Origin of the sequence: Meiothermus sp. (assembly GCF_026004075.1) — a bacterium.
Taxonomy (GTDB): Bacteria; Deinococcota; Deinococci; order Deinococcales; family Thermaceae; genus Meiothermus.
The window spans coordinates 164,016-182,613 of sequence record NZ_BPIK01000002.1 but is presented as its reverse complement, the minus strand read 5'-3'; the positions used below and the strand labels follow the sequence as shown (position 1 = coordinate 182,613).

At 60.1% G+C, this 18,598-nt stretch carries 18 protein-coding genes; 9 read left to right on the top strand and 9 right to left on the bottom strand.

All coding sequences use genetic code 11. The annotated features are described in order from the left end of the window. Nucleotides 1-301 precede the first annotated feature (301 nt). The 7 genes from Q0X18_RS13230 to rpmH form a co-directional block, all read right to left on the bottom strand. Entirely contained in the window at nt 302-1,078 is a 777-nt protein-coding gene (locus Q0X18_RS13230; RefSeq protein ID WP_297563311.1) for an inositol monophosphatase family protein, read from the bottom strand. 10 nt (nt 1,079-1,088) lie between these two features. After that, nucleotides 1,089-2,018: a peptide chain release factor N(5)-glutamine methyltransferase gene (gene prmC, locus Q0X18_RS13225; protein WP_297563310.1), complete on the bottom strand. Its 930-nt coding sequence runs from the start codon at nt 2,016-2,018 to the stop codon at nt 1,089-1,091. After that, nucleotides 2,002-2,619: a R3H domain-containing nucleic acid-binding protein gene (locus Q0X18_RS13220; RefSeq protein ID WP_297563309.1), complete on the bottom strand. Its 618-nt coding sequence runs from the start codon at nt 2,617-2,619 to the stop codon at nt 2,002-2,004. The genes prmC and Q0X18_RS13220 overlap by 17 nt, the downstream gene beginning before the upstream one ends. A gap of 262 nt (nt 2,620-2,881) precedes the next feature. After that, nucleotides 2,882-4,258 (bottom strand): YidC/Oxa1 family membrane protein insertase, encoded by a 1,377-nt coding sequence (locus Q0X18_RS13215; protein WP_297563308.1) that lies wholly within the window; start codon nt 4,256-4,258, stop codon nt 2,882-2,884. A 13-nt stretch (nt 4,259-4,271) separates the two neighbouring features. Continuing rightward, a complete protein-coding gene (gene yidD, locus Q0X18_RS13210; RefSeq protein WP_297563996.1) occupies nt 4,272-4,529 on the bottom strand; it encodes a membrane protein insertion efficiency factor YidD in 258 nt (85 codons plus the stop codon). A 44-nt stretch (nt 4,530-4,573) separates the two neighbouring features. Further along, entirely contained in the window at nt 4,574-4,906 is a 333-nt protein-coding gene (gene rnpA, locus Q0X18_RS13205; RefSeq protein WP_297563307.1) for a ribonuclease P protein component, read from the bottom strand. A 79-nt stretch (nt 4,907-4,985) separates the two neighbouring features. Next, complete coding sequence (gene rpmH, locus Q0X18_RS13200; RefSeq protein ID WP_297563306.1) at nt 4,986-5,144, bottom strand: 50S ribosomal protein L34; 159 nt, start codon at nt 5,142-5,144, stop codon at nt 4,986-4,988. Between the two features lie 410 nt (nt 5,145-5,554). On the opposite strand from rpmH, the gene Q0X18_RS13195 reads away from it, so the two are divergent. The 7 genes from Q0X18_RS13195 to Q0X18_RS13165 all read left to right on the top strand — a co-directional run bounded on the left by Q0X18_RS13195 (nt 5,555) and on the right by Q0X18_RS13165 (nt 13,108). Beyond that, nucleotides 5,555-6,325, top strand: a complete 771-nt coding sequence (locus Q0X18_RS13195; protein ID WP_297563305.1) for an ABC transporter ATP-binding protein — start codon at nt 5,555-5,557, stop codon at nt 6,323-6,325. 114 nt (nt 6,326-6,439) lie between these two features. Beyond that, entirely contained in the window at nt 6,440-8,380 is a 1,941-nt protein-coding gene (locus Q0X18_RS13190) for a long-chain fatty acid--CoA ligase (RefSeq protein WP_297563304.1), read from the top strand. A 13-nt stretch (nt 8,381-8,393) separates the two neighbouring features. Then, nucleotides 8,394-9,290, top strand: coding sequence for a branched-chain amino acid ABC transporter permease (locus Q0X18_RS13185; protein WP_374707532.1), 897 nt, complete (start codon nt 8,394-8,396; stop codon nt 9,288-9,290). 111 nt (nt 9,291-9,401) lie between these two features. Beyond that, a complete protein-coding gene (locus tag Q0X18_RS13180) occupies nt 9,402-10,478 on the top strand; it encodes a branched-chain amino acid ABC transporter permease (protein WP_297563302.1) in 1,077 nt (358 codons plus the stop codon). A gap of 101 nt (nt 10,479-10,579) precedes the next feature. Further along, entirely contained in the window at nt 10,580-11,788 is a 1,209-nt protein-coding gene (locus Q0X18_RS13175; RefSeq protein ID WP_297563301.1) for an ABC transporter substrate-binding protein, read from the top strand. Between the two features lie 74 nt (nt 11,789-11,862). Next, nucleotides 11,863-12,681, top strand: coding sequence for an ABC transporter ATP-binding protein (locus Q0X18_RS13170; protein WP_297563300.1), 819 nt, complete (start codon nt 11,863-11,865; stop codon nt 12,679-12,681). Nucleotides 12,682-12,778: 97 nt separating this feature from the next. Continuing rightward, on the top strand, nt 12,779-13,108 hold the full coding sequence (locus Q0X18_RS13165; protein ID WP_297563299.1) for a metal-sulfur cluster assembly factor: 330 nt from the start codon (nt 12,779-12,781) through the stop codon (nt 13,106-13,108). A gap of 146 nt (nt 13,109-13,254) precedes the next feature. Here the strand turns inward: Q0X18_RS13165 and Q0X18_RS13160 are convergent, their stop codons facing one another. After that, nucleotides 13,255-13,665, bottom strand: coding sequence for a DUF3197 domain-containing protein (locus Q0X18_RS13160; RefSeq protein ID WP_297563297.1), 411 nt, complete (start codon nt 13,663-13,665; stop codon nt 13,255-13,257). Between the two features lie 125 nt (nt 13,666-13,790). Here Q0X18_RS13160 and Q0X18_RS13155 point away from each other — a divergent pair, with 125 nt between their 5' ends. Then, nucleotides 13,791-14,213, top strand: coding sequence for a MarR family winged helix-turn-helix transcriptional regulator (locus tag Q0X18_RS13155; RefSeq protein WP_297563296.1), 423 nt, complete (start codon nt 13,791-13,793; stop codon nt 14,211-14,213). A 9-nt stretch (nt 14,214-14,222) separates the two neighbouring features. After that, nucleotides 14,223-16,913 (top strand): MDR family MFS transporter, encoded by a 2,691-nt coding sequence (locus tag Q0X18_RS16145; protein WP_308446052.1) that lies wholly within the window; start codon nt 14,223-14,225, stop codon nt 16,911-16,913. 216 nt (nt 16,914-17,129) lie between these two features. Here Q0X18_RS16145 and Q0X18_RS13145 read toward each other — a convergent pair whose 3' ends face one another. Further along, nucleotides 17,130-18,572 (bottom strand): NAD-dependent succinate-semialdehyde dehydrogenase, encoded by a 1,443-nt coding sequence (locus Q0X18_RS13145; RefSeq protein WP_297563295.1) that lies wholly within the window; start codon nt 18,570-18,572, stop codon nt 17,130-17,132. Nucleotides 18,573-18,598: the final 26 nt, after the last annotated feature.

The following is an 18,598-nucleotide window of genomic DNA, read 5'->3' as shown; positions in this document are numbered from 1 at the left end:
CAACAACTGATAGCGGCTTAAAGCAGCAACAGGGTAGCCTCCCGGTTCCGGTGCAGGGGCGGCCTCGACCAGCGAGCGAATCCTCCATCAATCTGCACAGTCACCCAGTGGGTATTTGTGCGCACAGTATGGGGCAGCGCCGTTGCAAACCACAAGCAGTCGCAAAATCCCTGGGCAGTTCCATTCCACAGGTCAGGCAGACCCGCCTGGTGGGGTCGAGGAATATGTCCGCGTCGGCAGCGGGTACTGTGTACCCCAGGGCCACCCTAACTCCAGGGGATTTCTCCAAAATACCCCCTATTTATCGTCCGTGGATGGTGTCCAGGAGCGACTCGTGGATCAGGCCGTTGGAGGCCACCAGGTAGCGGTTGCCCAGCCGGTACTCCTCCCCTTGAAGGCCGGTTACCCGCCCCCCGGCCTCAGTGATGATGAGCCAGCCCGCGGCCACATCCCAGGGGTTGAGCTTCACCTCCCAAAAGCCATCCAGGCGCCCGGCGGCCACATACACCAGGTCGAGGGCCGCCGCACCGGGCCGTCGCACCATAAGTCCCTTGGACAGGGCCCGCTGGAAGTAGGTCACGTTCTCGGCGTCTTTGTTCACATCGTAGGGGAACCCGGTGGCCAGGAGGCTTCCTACCAGGTTTGAACGCGTGGAGACCCGAATAGGGCGGCCATTCATAAAGGCCCCACCTCCCTTGGTAGCGGTAAACAGTTCGCCCCGGGCGGTATCCAGAACCACCCCCAGCACCACCTCGCCGTGGGCTTCCAGGCCAATGCTCACTGCGTAAAAGGGAAAACCGTGGGCATAGTTTACGGTGCCGTCCAGGGGGTCTACAATCCAGCGGAAGGCCCCCTCTTTGTCCTGGCCCTGCTCCTCGCCCAGCACCACGTGGTCGGGGTGGCGCGAAGCAATGAGTTCTCGGATGGCCGCCTCCGTCTCGTGGTCGGCCTGGGTGACCAGATCGGTGGGGGTGGACTTGGTGCTCTGGGTAAAGCCTTTTTCCTGGTAGTACTGGTGGATACCTTTGGCTAAATAGGCAGCGTCGAGGGCGGTTTGCAGATAGGCACGCAAGTCCATGGGTCAGATTCTATCGCGGTTTTTGCTGGGGCTGCTGAGTTAGTTCCTGCTCGAGGCCAGCCAGCCCAGCCTTCTCATCTTCAAGCTCAGCAGCGGCCTGGGCAGGTTTTTGAGCGCTCAGGTAACGGGGCCTTTGGGCCAGGTCGTACAGTACTCGAGCCTCCCGCCAGCCCTGGGCGGCGGCCTCGGCCAGTAGCGTGTAGATGTTTTCTGGAGCCAGCTCGAGCCACAACCAGCCGCCGGGCTGGAGGGCCTCCCAGGCCTGGGGCAGGAGCGCTCGAGCCACGTCGAGCCCCTCGGGGCCGGCGTAGAGGGCGCTGGTATCCTCGTAGGCCAGCTCGGGTGGGGCCTCCTCGCGGTAGCTGTCGGGCAGGTAGGGCGGGTTGGAGATAATCAGGTCGAGCCCCGTCAGGTTGGCGGTAAAGGGGGCCTCCAGGAAGGAGACCTCGAGGCCCAGGCGCAGGGCATTTTCTCTGGCGAGCCGGAGGGCTTTGGGGTTAATATCGGTGGCCCAGACCGTGGCCTGGGGCCGCATGGCCTTGACGGCCAGCGCAATGGCCCCGCTGCCCGTGCCGATATCCAGAACCCGTGCGGGTGCATCCGATGGCAGGTGAACCAGGGCCTGCTCGACCAGCCCTTCGGTCTCCGGCCTTGGGATCAAAACCCCGCGCTCTACTTTGAGCCTAAGCCCATAAAACTCGGCCTCGCCCAGCAGCAGTTGCAGGGGGTGGCCGCTCAGGCGCAAATTCAAGAGGCCCCAGGCCGCCTCTTCTACATCCACCGGAACCGGCTGCATCAGCCGGGTGGTCAGCTCTTTTTCACCCAGGCGGGCGGCGTGGCCCAGAATCCAGCGGGACTCCACAGCCGGCTTTCCAGCAACCTCGAGCCTTCGCTGAAACTCCCTCAGGAGTTCCAGGTAACTTTTACCCGTCGGCTTCATCTAGTGAGGCAGGGGGGTTACTGGTATCCCTAGGCATCACGACGACGTGACGCTCCTCCCCCTCGCCCACCGAGGTGGTGGTCACTTTGGGGTGCTGCTTGAGCATTACGTGAATCATGCGCCGTTCGCTAGGGCGCATGGGGGGTAGTTCGATGGGCTGGCCGCTCACCTCCACCTGCAGCGCGGCGTCCGAGGCTATCCGCCGGATGCGCTCCTCGTTGCGGCGGCGGTAACCGGCAGCGTCCAGCACCACTCGGTAGGCCGAGCCAAAGTGTTTAGCCATGGCTACGTTGGCGATGAACTCGAGGCTTTGCAGGGTTTTGCCCTCGCGCCCAATCACCCGCCCCGAGTCGCCCCCTAGAATCTCGACCCGGAAGAGGTTCTCCTCCTGAACAATATCCACCGAGTAAGCCGGGTCGAGGCGCAACAAGAGCCCCACCATGAAGTGCTCGAGGACACTTTTAGGGTCTTGCGCTGGGGCGGGTTGGGCCACGATGGGGGCCGCCTCTTCCTCCTTCGGTACGACCTCGGGGGCGGTTTCGTTTTCCCCAATCCCCAGGTCGGATAACAGATCGTCGAGTCCGCGCTTTTTGTCATCCATAACTAATCGTCCGATTATAGCTTACCAGGCATAATACCGGTTCCGCTTGAATCCTTCACCGCCCGCCGCAGTCAGAGGTGAAGGATTCAAGCCGACCGAAGGGAGTAGAAAAGCATTTCGGTAGTATCGTTTAGGCTTGTCAAAGTGAACGATACTACCGAAATGCGTATAAGAAGCACCGTAACCAGGCGGGTGTCCAGAATTTTCCAAAAATCACACCGGTACGGCGCATGTTCCGTACCGGTGAGCGTGATCAGACCGATTAGCTTTTGGCTGGGTACATGGGCAGGCCCAGTTGCTTGTTGATGAACCACTGCTGCCCCACGCTAATAACCGTTGAGAGTAGCCAGTACAGCGTTACACCGGCAGGGAAGCTGAACAGAAGAAAAGCGAACACCAGGTTGATTAGCATGCCCTGCCGCAGGGCATCTTTGTTCCCGGCTGCCGAGAGCCAGGTAGAGGCCAGCAACACCACCACATACAAAAATGGCAGGATATACAGGGGGTCGGGTAGCGCGAGGTCTCTGATCCACAAAAAGCCCTGCCCGAACTCGTAGCCCACCATAATCTTGTACATCAGGAACAAGATGGGCATCTGGAGCAGCAAGGGAAAACAGCCGCCCAGGGGGTTAATCTTGTGTTCCTGGTAGAGCTTCATCATCTCTTCCTGCTGCTTTTCTTTGTTGTCTTTGTACTTTTCCTGAATTTTCTTGATCAGGGGCTGGATTTTTTGCATTTCGGCCATGCTCTTGTACTGCTGGTGCATCAGGGGCCACATCAAGAGCCGGATCAGGATGGTCACCAACACAATGGCCAGTACCCAGCTACCCCCTACCAGGCGGTGGGCTTCCTCCAGCAGCCACAGCAGGCCCAGCGACACCTGACCCCAGATGTTGGGCTGGAAAACCCCCGGCAGCTCGTAGAAGTTCTCCACGCTCAGGCGCACCAGCTCGTTGGCCCCACCGTATACCTTTAGGTTGAAGTTGCCCGCCGGAACGCTAATCTCGGCAATTCCCGCGCCGTTGAGCTGGGTGAGGGTGATGGGGGTGGGGGTCTGTGGGCGCACAAACATGGCAAAACCCGCGCCCCTTTGGGTTTGCCAGCCCACATACACCGCCGGGCCCTGCCCCGCATTGAGGGGCTGGTTGTTGCCCTGCCCCAGCCACTTGGTGATGGGGGTGTCGGTGCCGCCGATGCCCGTCCAGACCAGCTTGCGCGGAGTGGGGCTTTGCACGTCTACGTCTATGGTCAGGAAACGGGGGTGGATGGTGTAGGTCAGGGTGGTGCTGCCGTCGCTGAAGCGGGCGATGAAGTCGGCTTCGGGGTTGCCCTGTTCCCGGCGGGTAAACTCGCGGCTGGTGGGGGTGAAGCCCTCGAGGGTTCCGGGCAAGGTCTGGCCAGCCCGTACCAGGTTGGGGGCGCGGTCGTAGTTGCCCTTGAAGTCGGTGGCGCGCACGGTTTTGATGTACCAACCCACTATCTGCCCCTGCTCGTTGAAGGCGATATCGGCCAGGTTGGTGACGGCCACCTTCTCGGGCTTGCCGTCTTTGTTTACGTCCACATCGCGCCACTCGGGGGTGAGGGCAAAGGCGGGGGCTAGGGCAAATAAAGCCAAACTTATCCAGAACCAACGTTTCATCCAGTTGCTCCTTCTATTTCAGCGAGTCCAGGGGATTCCAGCGGACTCGAGGCCTTTCTGTGGGTACATAGTCCAGCCCACCCGGATGCAGGGGGTGGCACTTGAGAATGCGCTTGACGCTCAGGTACAGGCCCCAAAAAGGCCCATGACGCTCGAGCGCCTCCAGCGCGTAGTGGCTGCAGGTTGGATAAAAGCGGCAGGTGGGTGGTTTTAAGGGGGATATGAAGCGCTGGTAGAAGCGCACGCTTCCTTTTAAGAACAGATTGATCATCACCCGATGCTCCAAGCTCCTACGATAGAGCAAACCAACCTGTGTCATTGTACCAGCCCGCTCTTTTTTAGGGCATGGGTTAAATCTTTGAGCAAGTCCCAGTAGGACGCGTTTACCGCTTCGGGCTGGGCCACGACCACCATCTCACACGGCGGAAGGTACATTTTTCGCAGAATCTCCCGCAGGCGACGCCGAATTTTGTTCCGCACGGTGGCCTTTTTAGAGACCTTATTCGAGACCACAATACCCACCCGCACCGGGTTGAAGGCGGTGGGCCGCAGCGGAAACCAGCGCACGGTCAGATACCTGCCACGCCCCACGCGCCCCCCACGAAGGCGCTGGAAGGCTTTTTCACCTTTGAGGGAAGAGAATGGCATGGGTGCGCTAAAAGAAAAGGAGCGACCAAAAGCAGGAAAAAACTCCCCAGCAACGGGGAGCTAGGAGGCCGCCCTGGGCCTAGCGACGGAGCTGGGGCTCGCTGCTGACAGTCAGCTTTACGCGGCCTTTGGCGCGGCGGCGGGCCAGAACTTTGCGGCCATCGGCGGTCTTCATGCGGGCGCGAAAACCGTGGGTTTTAGCCCGTTTGCGCTTGTTGGGTTGCCAAGTGCGTTTCATCGCTTCCTCCAAAAACTGGCTGCGAGGCCAGATGAGATATCCTGCCGGGTCGAGCCAGGCAACCCCAAAAGTGTAGCACACTCACCCAAAAGCGGGAAGCGGGGGTAGGGCCGAGGGCCGAAGAGATGGGAAGGTAGGGAGTTTCTGAGCCTTTTGAAGTGATCCCTGCGACGGAACTAGGATGTGGGTTGCTTGGCGCGGGTTGTTGCCGGGAACCGCTCCCATGACAAAAAACCAAGGTTTTGTGCAATACCTGCAATATAACGTTTTTTTGCATGTCAAGCCGTAAAGCGTTGACATACCACAGGGCCCATCGGTATACTCAGCCCCAACCAAACGCTCGTTTGTTAGTCATTTGGGCAACGAAAGCGACGCGCCTTAGAGGTGTTCATTAGGAAGTTTCAGGAGGCTTGGTGCAGCTCAAGGTAGAACACGTTTCACTAAACTTTGGCGGGGTAAAAGCGTTGAGCGACGTTTCCCTCGAGGTCGCCCAGGGCGAGCTGGTTTCGGTGATTGGCCCCAACGGCGCGGGCAAGACCAGCCTGCTTAACTGCATCTCCGGTTTCTACCACCCCAGCGCGGGCCGCATTACCTTTGAGGGCCACGACCTGACCCACGCCTCGCCACACCAGGTCACAAAATTTGGCATTGCCCGGGCTTTCCAAAATATCGAATTATTCACCGGCATGTCGGTGCTGGAGAACCTCCTGATGGCCCGCCATACCTTTGGCCATTACAACCTGCTGGACAACATTCTGATCTATGGCCGGGCCATGCGGGTGGGGGTGGAGAACCGCCGTTTTTGCGAAGAGATTATAGATTTCATGGAGCTCGAGCCCTACCGCAAAGCCCTGGTGGGCGACCTGCCCTACGGGGTGCGCAAGCGGGTCGAGGTGGCCCGTGCCCTGGCCCTCTCGCCCAAGCTCTTGCTGCTGGACGAGCCCATGGCTGGCATGACCCTGGAAGAAAAAGAAGACATGGTGCGCTTCATCCTGGATATCCGGGCCGAACGGGGCACCACCATCATCCTCATCGAGCACGACCTGGGCGTGGTGATGGACATCTCCGACCGGGTGTATGTGCTGGATTTCGGTCAGGTCATCGCTTCCGGCTTGCCCGAGGAGGTCAGCCAGAACCCGCGGGTACAGGAGGCCTATGTGGGGGTGGATCATGTGGCATAAAGCGAGAGGCGTGGAAAGGGGAAAGAGCAAAGATAAAAGGGAATTCAAAGGCCTTTGCTTACCTCTTTCCACCTTTCTCTTTTTTCGCCTTTACCCGCTCTTCAGAGGTCAACCATGATGCCTTCGGGCTACGAACTCAAGAAATACACCCTCCCGCAAGTGCTGCAAATGCGGGCTAAAGCGATGCCCAAACAGGTGGCTATCCGCGAGAAGGATCTGGGCATCTGGAACGAGATCACCTTTGCCGACTACTACCGCCACGTGACCCGTTTCGCTGCGGGACTTCTGGCCCTGGGCTTTGAAAAAGGGGAGCGGCTGGCGGTAATTGCCGACAACATCCCCGAGTGGCTCTACGCCGAACTGGCCACGCAGGCTCTAGGGGGCATCTCGGTGGGTGTGTATCAGTCTTCACTGCCCCCCGAGATCGCCTATGTGCTCTCGTACACCGGGGCAGCCTTCGTGGTGGCCGAAGACCAGGAGCAAGTAGACAAACTCCTGGAAATCCGCAGCGAAATTCCCAGCGTGCGTAAGGTCATCTACGAAGACCCCAGGGGGATGCGGGCCTACCGCGACGACCCCTGGATTATCGGCTTCGACGAGGTGGAGCGGCTGGGCGAGGAATACCTGCAGAAGCACCCCCAGGCCGTTGAGGAACGCATCGCTCAGGGCCATCCCGAGGACGTTTGCCACCTCTCGCTCACCTCCGGCACCACGGGCCGCCCCAAGGCCGCCATGCTGCGGCACCGCAACCTGCTGCACATGGGGGTGGCGCTGCAGGAGATTGACCCTCTAAAGCCCACCGATGACTACCTGTCGTTCCTGCCCTTCGCCTGGATTGGTGAGCAGATGATGTCGGTGGGGATGGCCCTGGCCGGTGGGTTTGCCGTCAACATGCCCGAGTCGGTGGAGACCGCCATGAGCGACCTCAAGGAGATCGGGCCGCACGTGATGTTCAGCCCGCCCAGGGTCTGGGAGGGTACACAGAGCCAGATCTGGGTGCGCATCTCCGAGACCTACGCCTTCAACCGTTGGGTCTACCAGCAGATGCTCAAAATTGGCTACCGCGCCGCCGACTATCGCATGCGCGGTAAACCCATGCCCCTAGGATTGCGCCTGGCCTACTGGTTCGCCGACCAGATTATGTTCAAGCCCTTGCGCGACCAGCTCGGCTTTTTGCGGCTGCGCCGGGCCTATACCGGGGGGGCGGCGCTGGGCCCGGATGTCTTCCGCTTTTACCACGCCATTGGGGTCAACCTCAAGCAAATCTACGGCCAGACCGAGATTATCGGGATTGCTTTCGTGCACCGCGACGGCGATGTGCGGGCCGACACAGTGGGGGTTCCCATTCCCGGCGGCGAGGTAAAAATCAGTGAGCGCGGCGAAATTCTATGCCGGTCGGACGCGGTGGTGGCGGGCTACTGGCAGAATCCCGAGGCCACCGCCGAGACCTTTGCCGATGGCTGGTTGCACACCGGTGACGCCGGCTACCTCACGCCTGAAGGGCACCTGGTGGTAATTGACCGGGTATCGGATGTGATGCACACCAGTACCCAGCAGATGTTCAGTCCGCAGTTTATCGAGAACAAACTCAAGTTTAGCCCCTACATCAAAGAAGCGGTGGTCTTTGGGGACCAGAAGCCCTTCCTAACCGCTTTCATCAACGTAGACCCGCAGACCGCGGGCAAATGGGCCGAGGACAACCGGATTGCCTACACCACCTACATTGACCTCTCGCAAAAACCGCAGGTGGCCGAACTCATCCGCAAGGAGGTCCAGACCGTCAATGAGGGGCTGCCCGAGCACCTGCGCATTCAGCGCTTCGTGCTGCTCTATAAGCTGCTCGACGCCGACGACGACGAGCTAACCCGCACCGGCAAGGTGCGCCGGAAGTTCATCATGCAGCGCTACCAGCCCATTGTGGATGCGCTGTATGGCGGCACCGACAAAGTACAGGTAGATACCGAGTTCAAATACCAGGACGGCACGGTGCAAAAAGTCTCGGTGGAGGTACGGGTGCTCGAGGCCGACGGAAAGCCCGAATTGGTGGGGGTGTAGTGTGATTGACTTTATGCAAAACCTCATTTCTGGTGTGGCCGTGGGCTGCATATACGCCCTGGCAGCGCTGGGATTTGTGCTGATTTACAAGTCCAGCCGGGTTATTAACTTTGCCAACGGTCAGTTTATTGCCATTGGGGCTTTCATGGCCTATGCCCTGGCGGTCTGGATCAAACTCCCCATATGGCTGGCAGCGCTGGCCGCCATGCTGCTGACGGCGGGGCTGGGCTTTCTGGTAGAGCGGGTATTTTTGCGCCGGATGGTGGGCCAGCCGATTATCTCGGTCATCATGGTGACCATTGGGCTGGCCAGCGTGTTAGACGGGCTGATGTACCTCACCCCCTTTGGCTCGGGCAACTTTACCTTCCCGGCTTTTTTGCCCGCAGGAGGGCTCAATCTGGGGGCCATCAACATCTCGTACCCGCAGCTTCTGGCCATTGGCTTCACCGTGGTTTTCTTGCTGCTTTTTGGCTGGTTCTTCCAGCGCTCGGTGCTGGGGGTCTCGATGCGGGCTGTGGCCGACGACCAGATGGCCGCAATGAGCGTGGGGGTCTCGGTGCAGCGGGTGTTTGCGCTGGCCTGGGCGGTGGCTGGTCTGACTGCAGCCGCAGCCGGTATTGTGGTGGGGACGGTCTCGGGCTTGAACCAGGATGGCCTTATCGCCATTGGTCTGGCGGTGTTCCCCGCTGTAATTCTGGGCGGTTTGGACTCGGTGCCGGGTGCGGTGGTGGGGGGTATCGTCATCGGTATCTTGCAGTCTTTTTCCACTGCCTACCTGGATGGCCTCTTCAGCCAGATTGGACTGGTGGGGGGTGGTTCGCAATACGTGATGCCCTTTGTGGTGCTGCTGGTCATGCTTTGGTTCAAGCCACACGGACTGTTTGGCACCGAGGAGATCGAGCGGGTATGATTCCAAGCCTGGTAATGAGTGGCTCAAAAGGTTGGGAAAACGTCCCTCGGACGCGCAGAGTTGATATGAGCCAACCATCGAAGCTTGCACTTTGCCGCACCGGAGGTGCCCATGCGTAACCCCTGGGCCCAGACCGGCAACTACCGCACCTCCTACGTGCAGGACACCACCATTTTTGCCAACTACCGCGAGATTGTCTCGGTGGTGTTGCTGCTGGTGGCCCTGTGTGTCCTGCCCATGTTTTTGGAGCGCTCACAGGTGCTGGTGCTCAACTTCATCCTGATTTACGCCATTGCGGTGCTGGGGCTCAACATCACCACCGGCTACGCGGGCCTGATCAGTGTGGGACAGGCAGCGTTCATGGGGGTAGGGGCCTATACGGTGGCCCTGAGTGCACCCAGCCTGCCCTTCTGGCTGACCATCCCCCTGGGTGGTTTTACGGCGGCCATCGTCGGGTTCATCGTGGGGATTCCCAGCCTTCGGGTCAAACACCTCTACCTGGCGCTGGCCACGCTGGCCTTCCAAGAGATTTTCGTCTGGGTGGTGGGGCGCAGCCCGGCCCTGGCACAGGGGGCGGCCATTCCGGTGGAGATGCGCAACTTTTTGGGCCTGGAAATCGGTTTCCGCAACCACAACTACTTCTGGTACTACGTAATTTTGTTCGTGCTGGTGCTTATGGTGATAGCCTGGCGCAACCTGCTAAGGGGCAAGTATGGCCGGGCGCTTATCGCCGTGCGCGATAACGACCGCGCAGCCGATGCCATGGGCATGGATCCGGGCCGCACCAAGCTCATGGCGTTTGCCCTGGGGGCCTTTTATGGCGGGGTGGCCGGAGGCTTGCTGGCCTATATGCAGCGGGCGGTGGTGGTTGAAGAGTTTACCCTGGGCCGCTCGGTGGCACTCCTGGCCATGGCCATTGTGGGCGGGCTGGGCACTGTGGTGGGTAGCCTACTGGGCCCGGCCTTTATCGAGTTCTTGCGGCTCTACATGGAGCGCCTCTCTGAGTGGATGAAGTCCAACGCCTTCATCCAGAGCATCACTCCAGCGGGTGTGGATGTGGCCTCGGCCCTGCTGCCCCTTTCCTTTGGCCTGGTGATCGTGCTGTTCCTGGTTTTCGAGCCAAGGGGCTTGTACAACTGGTGGCGGCTTTTGCGAAGCTATTTCCGAACGTGGCCGTTTAAGTACTAGCTGCTGGGGAGTGAAGCAAATGTATTCTCCCGTCGAGATGGGCAACATCGCGTTAAGCGCGTTGCAATCAGAGCTGAAGTAAACAGAGCAGAGGAGGCAACATGAAGCGAGCAATAGTGTTAGCAACGGTGGCATGCCTGGGGCTGGCCATGGCCCAGGGGCGCACGGTGAACCTGCTGTGGTCGGGGGCCATAACCGGCCCTACTTCGGATGTGGGGGGGCCGTATGGGGCGGGCATTGAGGATTACTGCAAGTATGCCAACGAGCAAAAGCTGATTCCCAACGTAACCCTGAACTGCACGGTGCGTGACGACCAGTACCAGAACCCCAATACTCAGCGTATCTTTGAAGAAGCCCTGGATCGGGCCAAGCCAGCTATTTATCTGGGCTACTCCACTGGGGCCATGCTGCAACTCAAGCCCCTCATCAACGAAGTGAAGATGCCCACCATTCCGGCTTCGGCCCATATTGGCCTGATTGACCCACCCAACAACCAGTACATGTTCTTGCCAGTAAGCAGCTACTCCGAGCAGGTGGTGGCGCTGATGGAGTACATCAACCGCACCACTAAGAATGCCAAGATTGCCCTGGTGGTTAACCCCAGCCCCTTTGGGCGGGCAGTGGTAGACCATGCCCGCCGGGCTGCCCAGCGGTTGGGGCAGACCATTGTGGATGTACGGGAGGTGGGTGGTGGAAACCTGGACAATACTGCTTTGCTGCGGGCCCTTGATGCGGCTGGTGCTCAGTTCATCATCCACCAAAATGTAGCCGGGCCGGTGGCCAACATTCTCAAGGACGCGAAGCGCTTGGGCCTGGACAAAAAGATTAAGCAGATGGGGGCGGTTTATACCGGTGGCGCTGACCTGATTCGCCTGGCAGGCGATGCGGCCGAAGGCTTCTTGTGGGCCAGCAGCTACTATACCCTGGACGAGAACGCCCCTGGCATCAACCTGCAGAAACAACTAGCCCAAAAATACAACCGCAGCGCCGATATCCTCAACTCCACCAACTACACCGCCGGGATGTTGGCAGCGGCCATTGCGGTAGAGGCCATGAAGCGGGCGGCCCAGCGTTTTAATGGGCGCATAGACAACGAGACCGTTTACCAGGCTATTATTGGTATGAACGGCCCCAACGCCTTCAAGCCCGGCTTTGCGGTTTCGACCAAGGCAGGTATCGAGATTGACTTTACCCGTACCGAGCAGACTGGGGCCGAGGGCCTGCGGGTGTTGGAGGCCAAAGGCGGTAAGTTTGTTCCGGTAACCGACCCCTTTACCTCGGCGCTGTTCCGGCAGGTACGGAACCCCTAAAGGAGGCAAAAAGCTGAAGGCCAAAGGCAGACCTATGCTCGATGCTTTTGGCCTTCAATTTCCTGTGAGGTGATATGCGCCCCGAAGACCTTGGGAACATCCTACTGGAAGTCAACAACATCGAGGTGGTGTACAAGGACATCATCCAGGTGCTACGCGGGGTATCGCTGAAGGTGCCTGAAGGTCAGATTACCGCTTTGCTGGGCCCCAACGGAGCTGGAAAAACCACCACCCTGCGGGCCATCTCGGGGTTACTGGTGCCCGAGGACGGCAAGGTGGTGGCGGGCTCCATCCTGTACCGGGGCGAAAACATTGCCAACAAGCCGCCCGAGCAGATTGTGCTAAAGGGCATTGTGCAGGTGCCGGAGGGACGGCGGGTGTTCAAGCACCTGACGGTGGAGGAAAACCTGCGGGTGGGCTCGGCGACCCGGCGGGATGGAGCCAAGGTGAAGGAGGACTTGGGGCGCATCTACCACTACTTTCCCAAGCTGGCCCTGATCAAAAACCGCCTGGCGGGCTACTGCTCGGGGGGTGAGCAGCAGATGCTGGCCATTGGGCGGGCGCTTCTTGCCAACCCCAAGCTTTTGCTACTGGATGAGCCGAGTTTGGGTTTGGCCCCTCTGCTGGTACGGGAAATTTTCGACATCGTAGCCCAGATCAACGCCGAGGAAGGCGTGACGGTGCTGGTGGTGGAACAGAACGCTCGAGTGGCCCTTTCGGTGGCCCACTACGGCTACATCATGGAGTCGGGCCGGATTGCCCTCGAGGGCACCAAGGAATACCTGGAAACCAACCCCGACGTGAAGGAGTTCTATTTAGGCGTAGCCAAGTCGGGCGGGCGCAAGAGCTTCAAGGACGTTAAGAGCTACCGGCGGCGCAAGCGCTTTATGTGAGGGCCGGTATGGCTTGGAGGAGCGAGCGAGGGCTCGCTCTTTTTTTTTGCAACATAGGTCAGAATGAACCGGCCCGGCCTAAAGTACCATGGGAGCCATGAGCGAGACCACGCTGCCCACCAAAGAACAGGTTCTGGAGGCCCTCAAGGTTGTGCGCGACCCGGAGATTCCGGTGAACGTGGTGGACCTGGGGTTGGTCTACGACGCCGAGGTCAAGGAAGGGGGCATTGTAGACATCACCATGACCCTGACCTCCATTGGCTGCCCCGCGCAGGACATTGTCAAGGCCGATGCCGAGATTGCGGTCATGCGCCTGGAAGGCGTCAATGCGGTAAACGTGGATTTTGTCTGGACGCCCCCCTGGACACCCGCCCGCATGACCGAGGATGGCAAGCGCCAGATGCGGATGTTTGGCTTCAACGTCTAATACGCATTTCGGCAGTATCAGTCACTTTTGAAAGCCTAAACGATACCGCCGAAATGCTTTTCTACTCCCTTCGGTCGGCTTGAATCCTTCACCTCCTGACTACGTCTAATGGTGAAGGATTCAAGCGGAAATGGTATAACGGCCTGCTACATGCGGCTGGTGAACTCCCGCTTGACGTAGAGCGCGGGGTCGGTGGGGTTGGAGCTGGCCACAATCAGCTTCTGGGCTTCTTCCGCCTCGAGCTCAAACAAGGCGGCGTACTCGGAGGGGGGAATCACAGCCTCCCTAAACTCGGTTACGCCGCGTTCGATAAACCAAAGGGTTAGCTCTTTGAGGGCTGCGTCGCCCTCGAGGCCGAACCGCGGGCCGAAGGCATCCCGGCTCAAAACGCGGTGTTTGCCCTGCCGTACAAAAACGGCAAAACGAGCCCTGGCCCGCTGATCCTGCCAGTCGGTGATATAGGTCACTACGGCCTCGGGGAAGTCAATGCCTTTCAGGGCTTCCTTGAGAGCTCGAAGGGTTTCTTGGGGTGCGCCGCGAAGGCCTACAATTTCCATAATCACCATTTTATCGTCCTGTTTGTAACCTTGGTGTTTTGCGAGTGAAAAGTAGATTCGCAAATATTTCATTCATGAATACTTCACTTGATAATACTTCATTTTGAAAGTATATTGACGGAAGTATGACCTGGGGCTTGCTTACCAACCTATGGCGGCTATCCCGTGGTTTGCGGGAAGAGGTAACGCCCCACCTCGAGCGCCTTGGTTTAGCCCCAACCGACCCCTGGCTCCTGGCTGAAATCGAACGGCACCACTACCCGACTGAAGCGGTGCGGGCTATGCAGATACCGGCTCCGACTGTGAGCCAGATGCTGAAGCGGCTCGAGCAGGCCGGTCTGGTGGTGCGCTCACTCGACCCTACCGACTTGCGCCGCTACCGTTTTGCGCTGACCCAGGCCGGTCAGGCGGTGCTGGAAGAAAGCCGTCGGCACATGCTGGAGGCCCTGGAACGCAGACTGGAGCGGTTGAGCCCCACCCAGCGTCAGCAATTTGCCGAATGGCTGGAAATTCTAGCCCAGGAAGAGGCCTCCACCCCAAAGGAGTAAGCAGCAATCATGAGCAACCCCTCGAGCGAACCCAACACCCAAGTTTCTTCTAATGACGTCTCCCGTGAGACCCGGCTAACTCTGATTGGTATTTTGCTCGGACTTTTTCTGGCTGCACTGGATCAGACCATCGTTTCAACAGCGTTACCAAAAATCATCGCCGATCTCAACGGTGCAGAGCTTTATGCCTGGGTGACCACCGCTTATTTGCTGGCCTCTACCGTTTCGGCCCCCATCTTTGGTCGCCTGACCGAGCTTTTCAGCCGTAAGGCTATTTTGCTGGTGGCGATTGCCATCTTCCTCCTGGGCTCGGCGCTTGCAGGTTTGTCGCAGAACATGCCCGAGTTAATCCTGTTCCGGGGCGTTCAGGGGATAGGCGGTGGGGCTTTATTCGCCCTCGCCCTGACCACCATCGCGGTGCTCTTCCCCCCACGCGAGCGTGGACGGGTGGGGGGGCTGTTTGGGGCCATCTTTGGGGTGAGCAGTGCGGTGGGGCCGTGGCTGGGGGGTCTCCTAACCGACCACTTCTCCTGGCACTGGGTTTTTTACATCAATATGCCCGTAGGGGCGGTGGCGCTGTGGTTCATTCTGCGCTATATGCCCCGCCTTAGCCCGGAGCACCGCGAACGCTTCGACTACCTGGGGGCTGCCTTGCTGGTGGTCTGGACGGTGCCGCTGATGCTGGCTTTTTCCTGGGGGGGCAGTACCTACCCCTGGTTAAGCGCTCAGATTCTGGGCCTTCTGGGGTTGAGCGCGCTGGCCCTGGTGTTGTGGGTCTGGTCGCAGAACCGTGTACAACACCCGCTTTTTGACCTCTCGATTCTGCGCGTGCGCAGCTTTAGCCTGGCCTCGGCGGCGACCTTTTTCTATGGCCCTGCTTTCCTGGGGGCGGTGGCTTTCTTGCCCCTGTACTTGCAGGTGGTCAAGGGGGTCTCGGCCTCGGCTTCGGGGGTGACGGTGCTGCCCCTTACGCTAGGGGTGGTCTTGGGGGCCACCGGCAGTGGGGTGCTCTCGGGGCGGCTGGGCCGCTTCAAGCCCCTATTGCTGCTGGGAACCGGCTGGCTGCTGGCAATTTTTCTCACCCTGCACTTCCTGATTAAAGTAGATACCCCCCTCTGGCTGGCGGTGCTGTTCTTCTTCCTGCTGGGGCTGGGGCTGGGGCCTGCCCAGTCGCTTCTGCAGATTGCTGCTCAGAACAAGGTACCGCCCCAGCGGTTGGGCTCGGCCACGGCCTTTACCCAGTTGATGCGGCAGATTGGCTCGACTGTGGGCATCGCTTTGATGGGCACGCTCTTAGCCAAGAGCCTTAGCGCCGAAACCTGCAAGGTATTCCCCGACGATGCGGCTTGCCGCCCGGGTGCGCTGGTGCAGCGGAGTAACGAGGCGGGGGTTGGTCTTAACCTCGATGAGCAGTTTGCCAGGCTCGAGGCCCAGATTGTAGCCGCCCTCAAGGGGGATACCCAGGCTTACAGCGCCCTACTACAGGATGCCCAGGTGCCCACCCAGGTTAAGGAAGGCCTGATCAAAGGCGGCATCCCGGCGCAGTTTGAGCGGCTCGAGGGCCAGGTGGTAGCGGCCCTCAGGGGCGATATCCAGGCCTATGAGGCCCTGATGCGCGACCCCAACCTGCCGGCGGAGTTCAAATCGAAGCTGACCAGAGGGGGTATTCCAGCGCAGTTTGAGCGGATGGAACGCCTGATGGTGTCGGCGCTCGAGGGGGATATCAAAGCCTACGAGGCCCTGATGCGCGACCCCAACCTGCCGGCGGAGTTCAAATCGAAGCTGGCCAGAGGGGGTATTCCAGCGCAGTTTGAGCAGATGGAACGCCTGGTGGTGTCGGCGCTCGAGGGGGATGTGGCCGCCTACAACCAGCTCATCAACGACCCTCAGATCCCGGCTGATCTGAAGGCCCGGCTGGTGAAGGGTGGTATACCTGCCCAGTTTGCCCAGCTAGAGAAGCTGCTTTTGGCGGCTTTGAACGGGGATGCTCGAGCCTATCAGGCGGTGCAGCAGAACCCACAGATTCCCCCTGCCTTCAAAAGCCAGATTCCACAGGGCGGCCTGGCTGCCCAGGTTGAGGCCCAGCTACAAGCAACCGCGCGCCTGCTCGAGGCAGCCTGGCAGGGGGACGAAAGCGCACAACAAGCCCTGCGTCAGAACCCCAGACTCGACCCCCGTCTGCGGAGCTTGCTCGACAACCCGCCGCCCGTGGAGGCCCGGCCAGGGGTGCTGGCCCAGGTACAGGCCCAGGCTCCCCAGCTTGTCGAGGCCGCTTTGCAACAGGCCACAGCCCAGATTAAGGCGGGTCTGGAACAGGCTAAGGCCCAGGCGCTTGCTCAGGCTATTGCCGGGGTCAAGACGGGTTTGAGCCGGGCCCAAGCCCAGGCCCAGGCGGCAGCCATTGCAGCAGTCCGGGAAAACCTGCAAAAAGCCCAGGCCCAGGCCCTGGAGCAGGCCGTACAGGCCGCCCACGAGAACCTGGTCAAAGCCGAGCGGCAGGCCCTCGAGGAGGTGCCCCGCAAGGTAGTAGCACAGCTCGAGGAAACCAAACACAAGCTGCAAGAAGCCCTCAACAACGGTATTACCAAGGCGGAGCAAGAAATCTTCCTTTATGCGGCCCTGTTTGTTCTTATCTCATTGATTTTTATTTTACCGCTACCCAACGAAGAGCTGCGTGGCGGCTGGGGGGCTCGAGCCTGAACCAGGCTTGAATTGGCGTAATGCGCATTTCGGTAGTATCGTTCACTTTGACAAGCCTAAACGATACTACCGAAATGCTTTTCTACTCCCTTCGGTCGGCTTGAATCCTTCTCCTCTGCCTCCGCAGGACGGTGAAGGATTCAAGCAAAAACGGTATAACAACAACGCAACCCAGTACAGCCAAAGCCGCTGTACTGGGTTTTTATCGCCACCGCGCTAGGGCAACAGGAACGAGATGAGCTTGGTCTCGAGGAACTCCTCCATGCCCCAGTGCCCGCCCTCGCGGCCCAGGCCTGAGTTTTTGTAACCGCCAAAGGGCAGGTTGGAGCCCATGGCGCTGGGAACCGGGTCGTTCACGCCCACAATGCCATACTCCAGGGCCTCGGCCACCCGGAAGGCGCGGGAGAGGTCTTTGGTCCAGATGTAGGCGGCCAGCCCGTAGTCGGTGTTGTTGGCCCAGGCGATGGCCTGTTCCTCGTCCTCGAAGGGCATCAGGGGGGCGACCGGCCCAAAGGTTTCCTCCTCCAGGATGCGCATCCCGGGCTGGATGCCGGTGAGCACCGTGGGGGCGTACAACAGCCCGCCCAGGGCCTTGCCACCGGTGACCACCCTGGCCCCTTTGGCGAGCGCATCCTCCACGTGCGAGGCCACCTTATCCAGGCCCTGCTGCTCCACCAGGGGTCCTACGTTGGTGCTGGGATCCAGGGGGTCGCCCACCTTTAGCTTGCTAACGGCCTCGGCCAAAGCCCCGGCGTAGTCGGCCTCGAGCTTCCTGTGCACATAGATGCGGTTGGTGGTCACGCAGGTCTGGCCGGCGTTGCGGTACTTGGAGAGCAGGGTAAACTGCACGGCCTTTTCGATGTCGGCGTCCTCGAAGACGATAAACGGAGCGTTTCCGCCGAGCTCGAGCGAGACCCGCTTGAGGGTATCGGCCCCCTGGCGGTAGAGGATTTTGCCCACCGGGGTGGAGCCGGTGAAGGTGATTTTGCGGATACGCATATCGTCCATCAAGACCCTGGAGACCGGCACCGGGTCAGAGGCCGGCAGCACCTGCAGGGTTCCGGCAGGCCCCCCGGCCTCTTCCCAGAGCTTGGCCAGATAAAGCGCACACAAGGGGGTCTGTTCGGCCGGCTTGATGATGATGGTGCAGCCCGCAGCCAGCGCCGGGGCGGCCTTGCGGGTGATCATGCTGGTGGGGAAGTTCCAGGGGGTAACGGCGTACACCGGCCCCACCGGCTCGTACACGGCCATCTGGCGCTTGTTGGGGAAGCGCGAGTGGATGAGTTCCCCGGTTACTCGAGGGGCTTCCTCGGCGCACCACTCCACAAAGCTAGCGGCATACAGCACCTCCCCCTTGGCCTCGGTGATGGGCTTTCCCATCTCCAGCGCGGTCAGCCGCCCCAGCTCTTCCTGATGGGCGATAAGCAGGTCGTTCCACTTGCGTAAAATCTTGCCCCGCTCAAAGCCGGTCAGCTTTTTCCACTCCTTGAAGGCCGCCACCGCAGCGTCGGCGGCCATGTGGGCCTCGGCCTCGCCGCAGTCGGCCACCTCGGCCACCAGTTCGCCGCTGTAGGGGCTTTTAACCGCAAAGGTTTTGGAGGTTGGCTGCCACCGACCGCCCACATAGGCGAGGCTTGGAAAATCGAAGTTTTTGACCATAGCAAGGCCTAGCATACGCCTGGCCT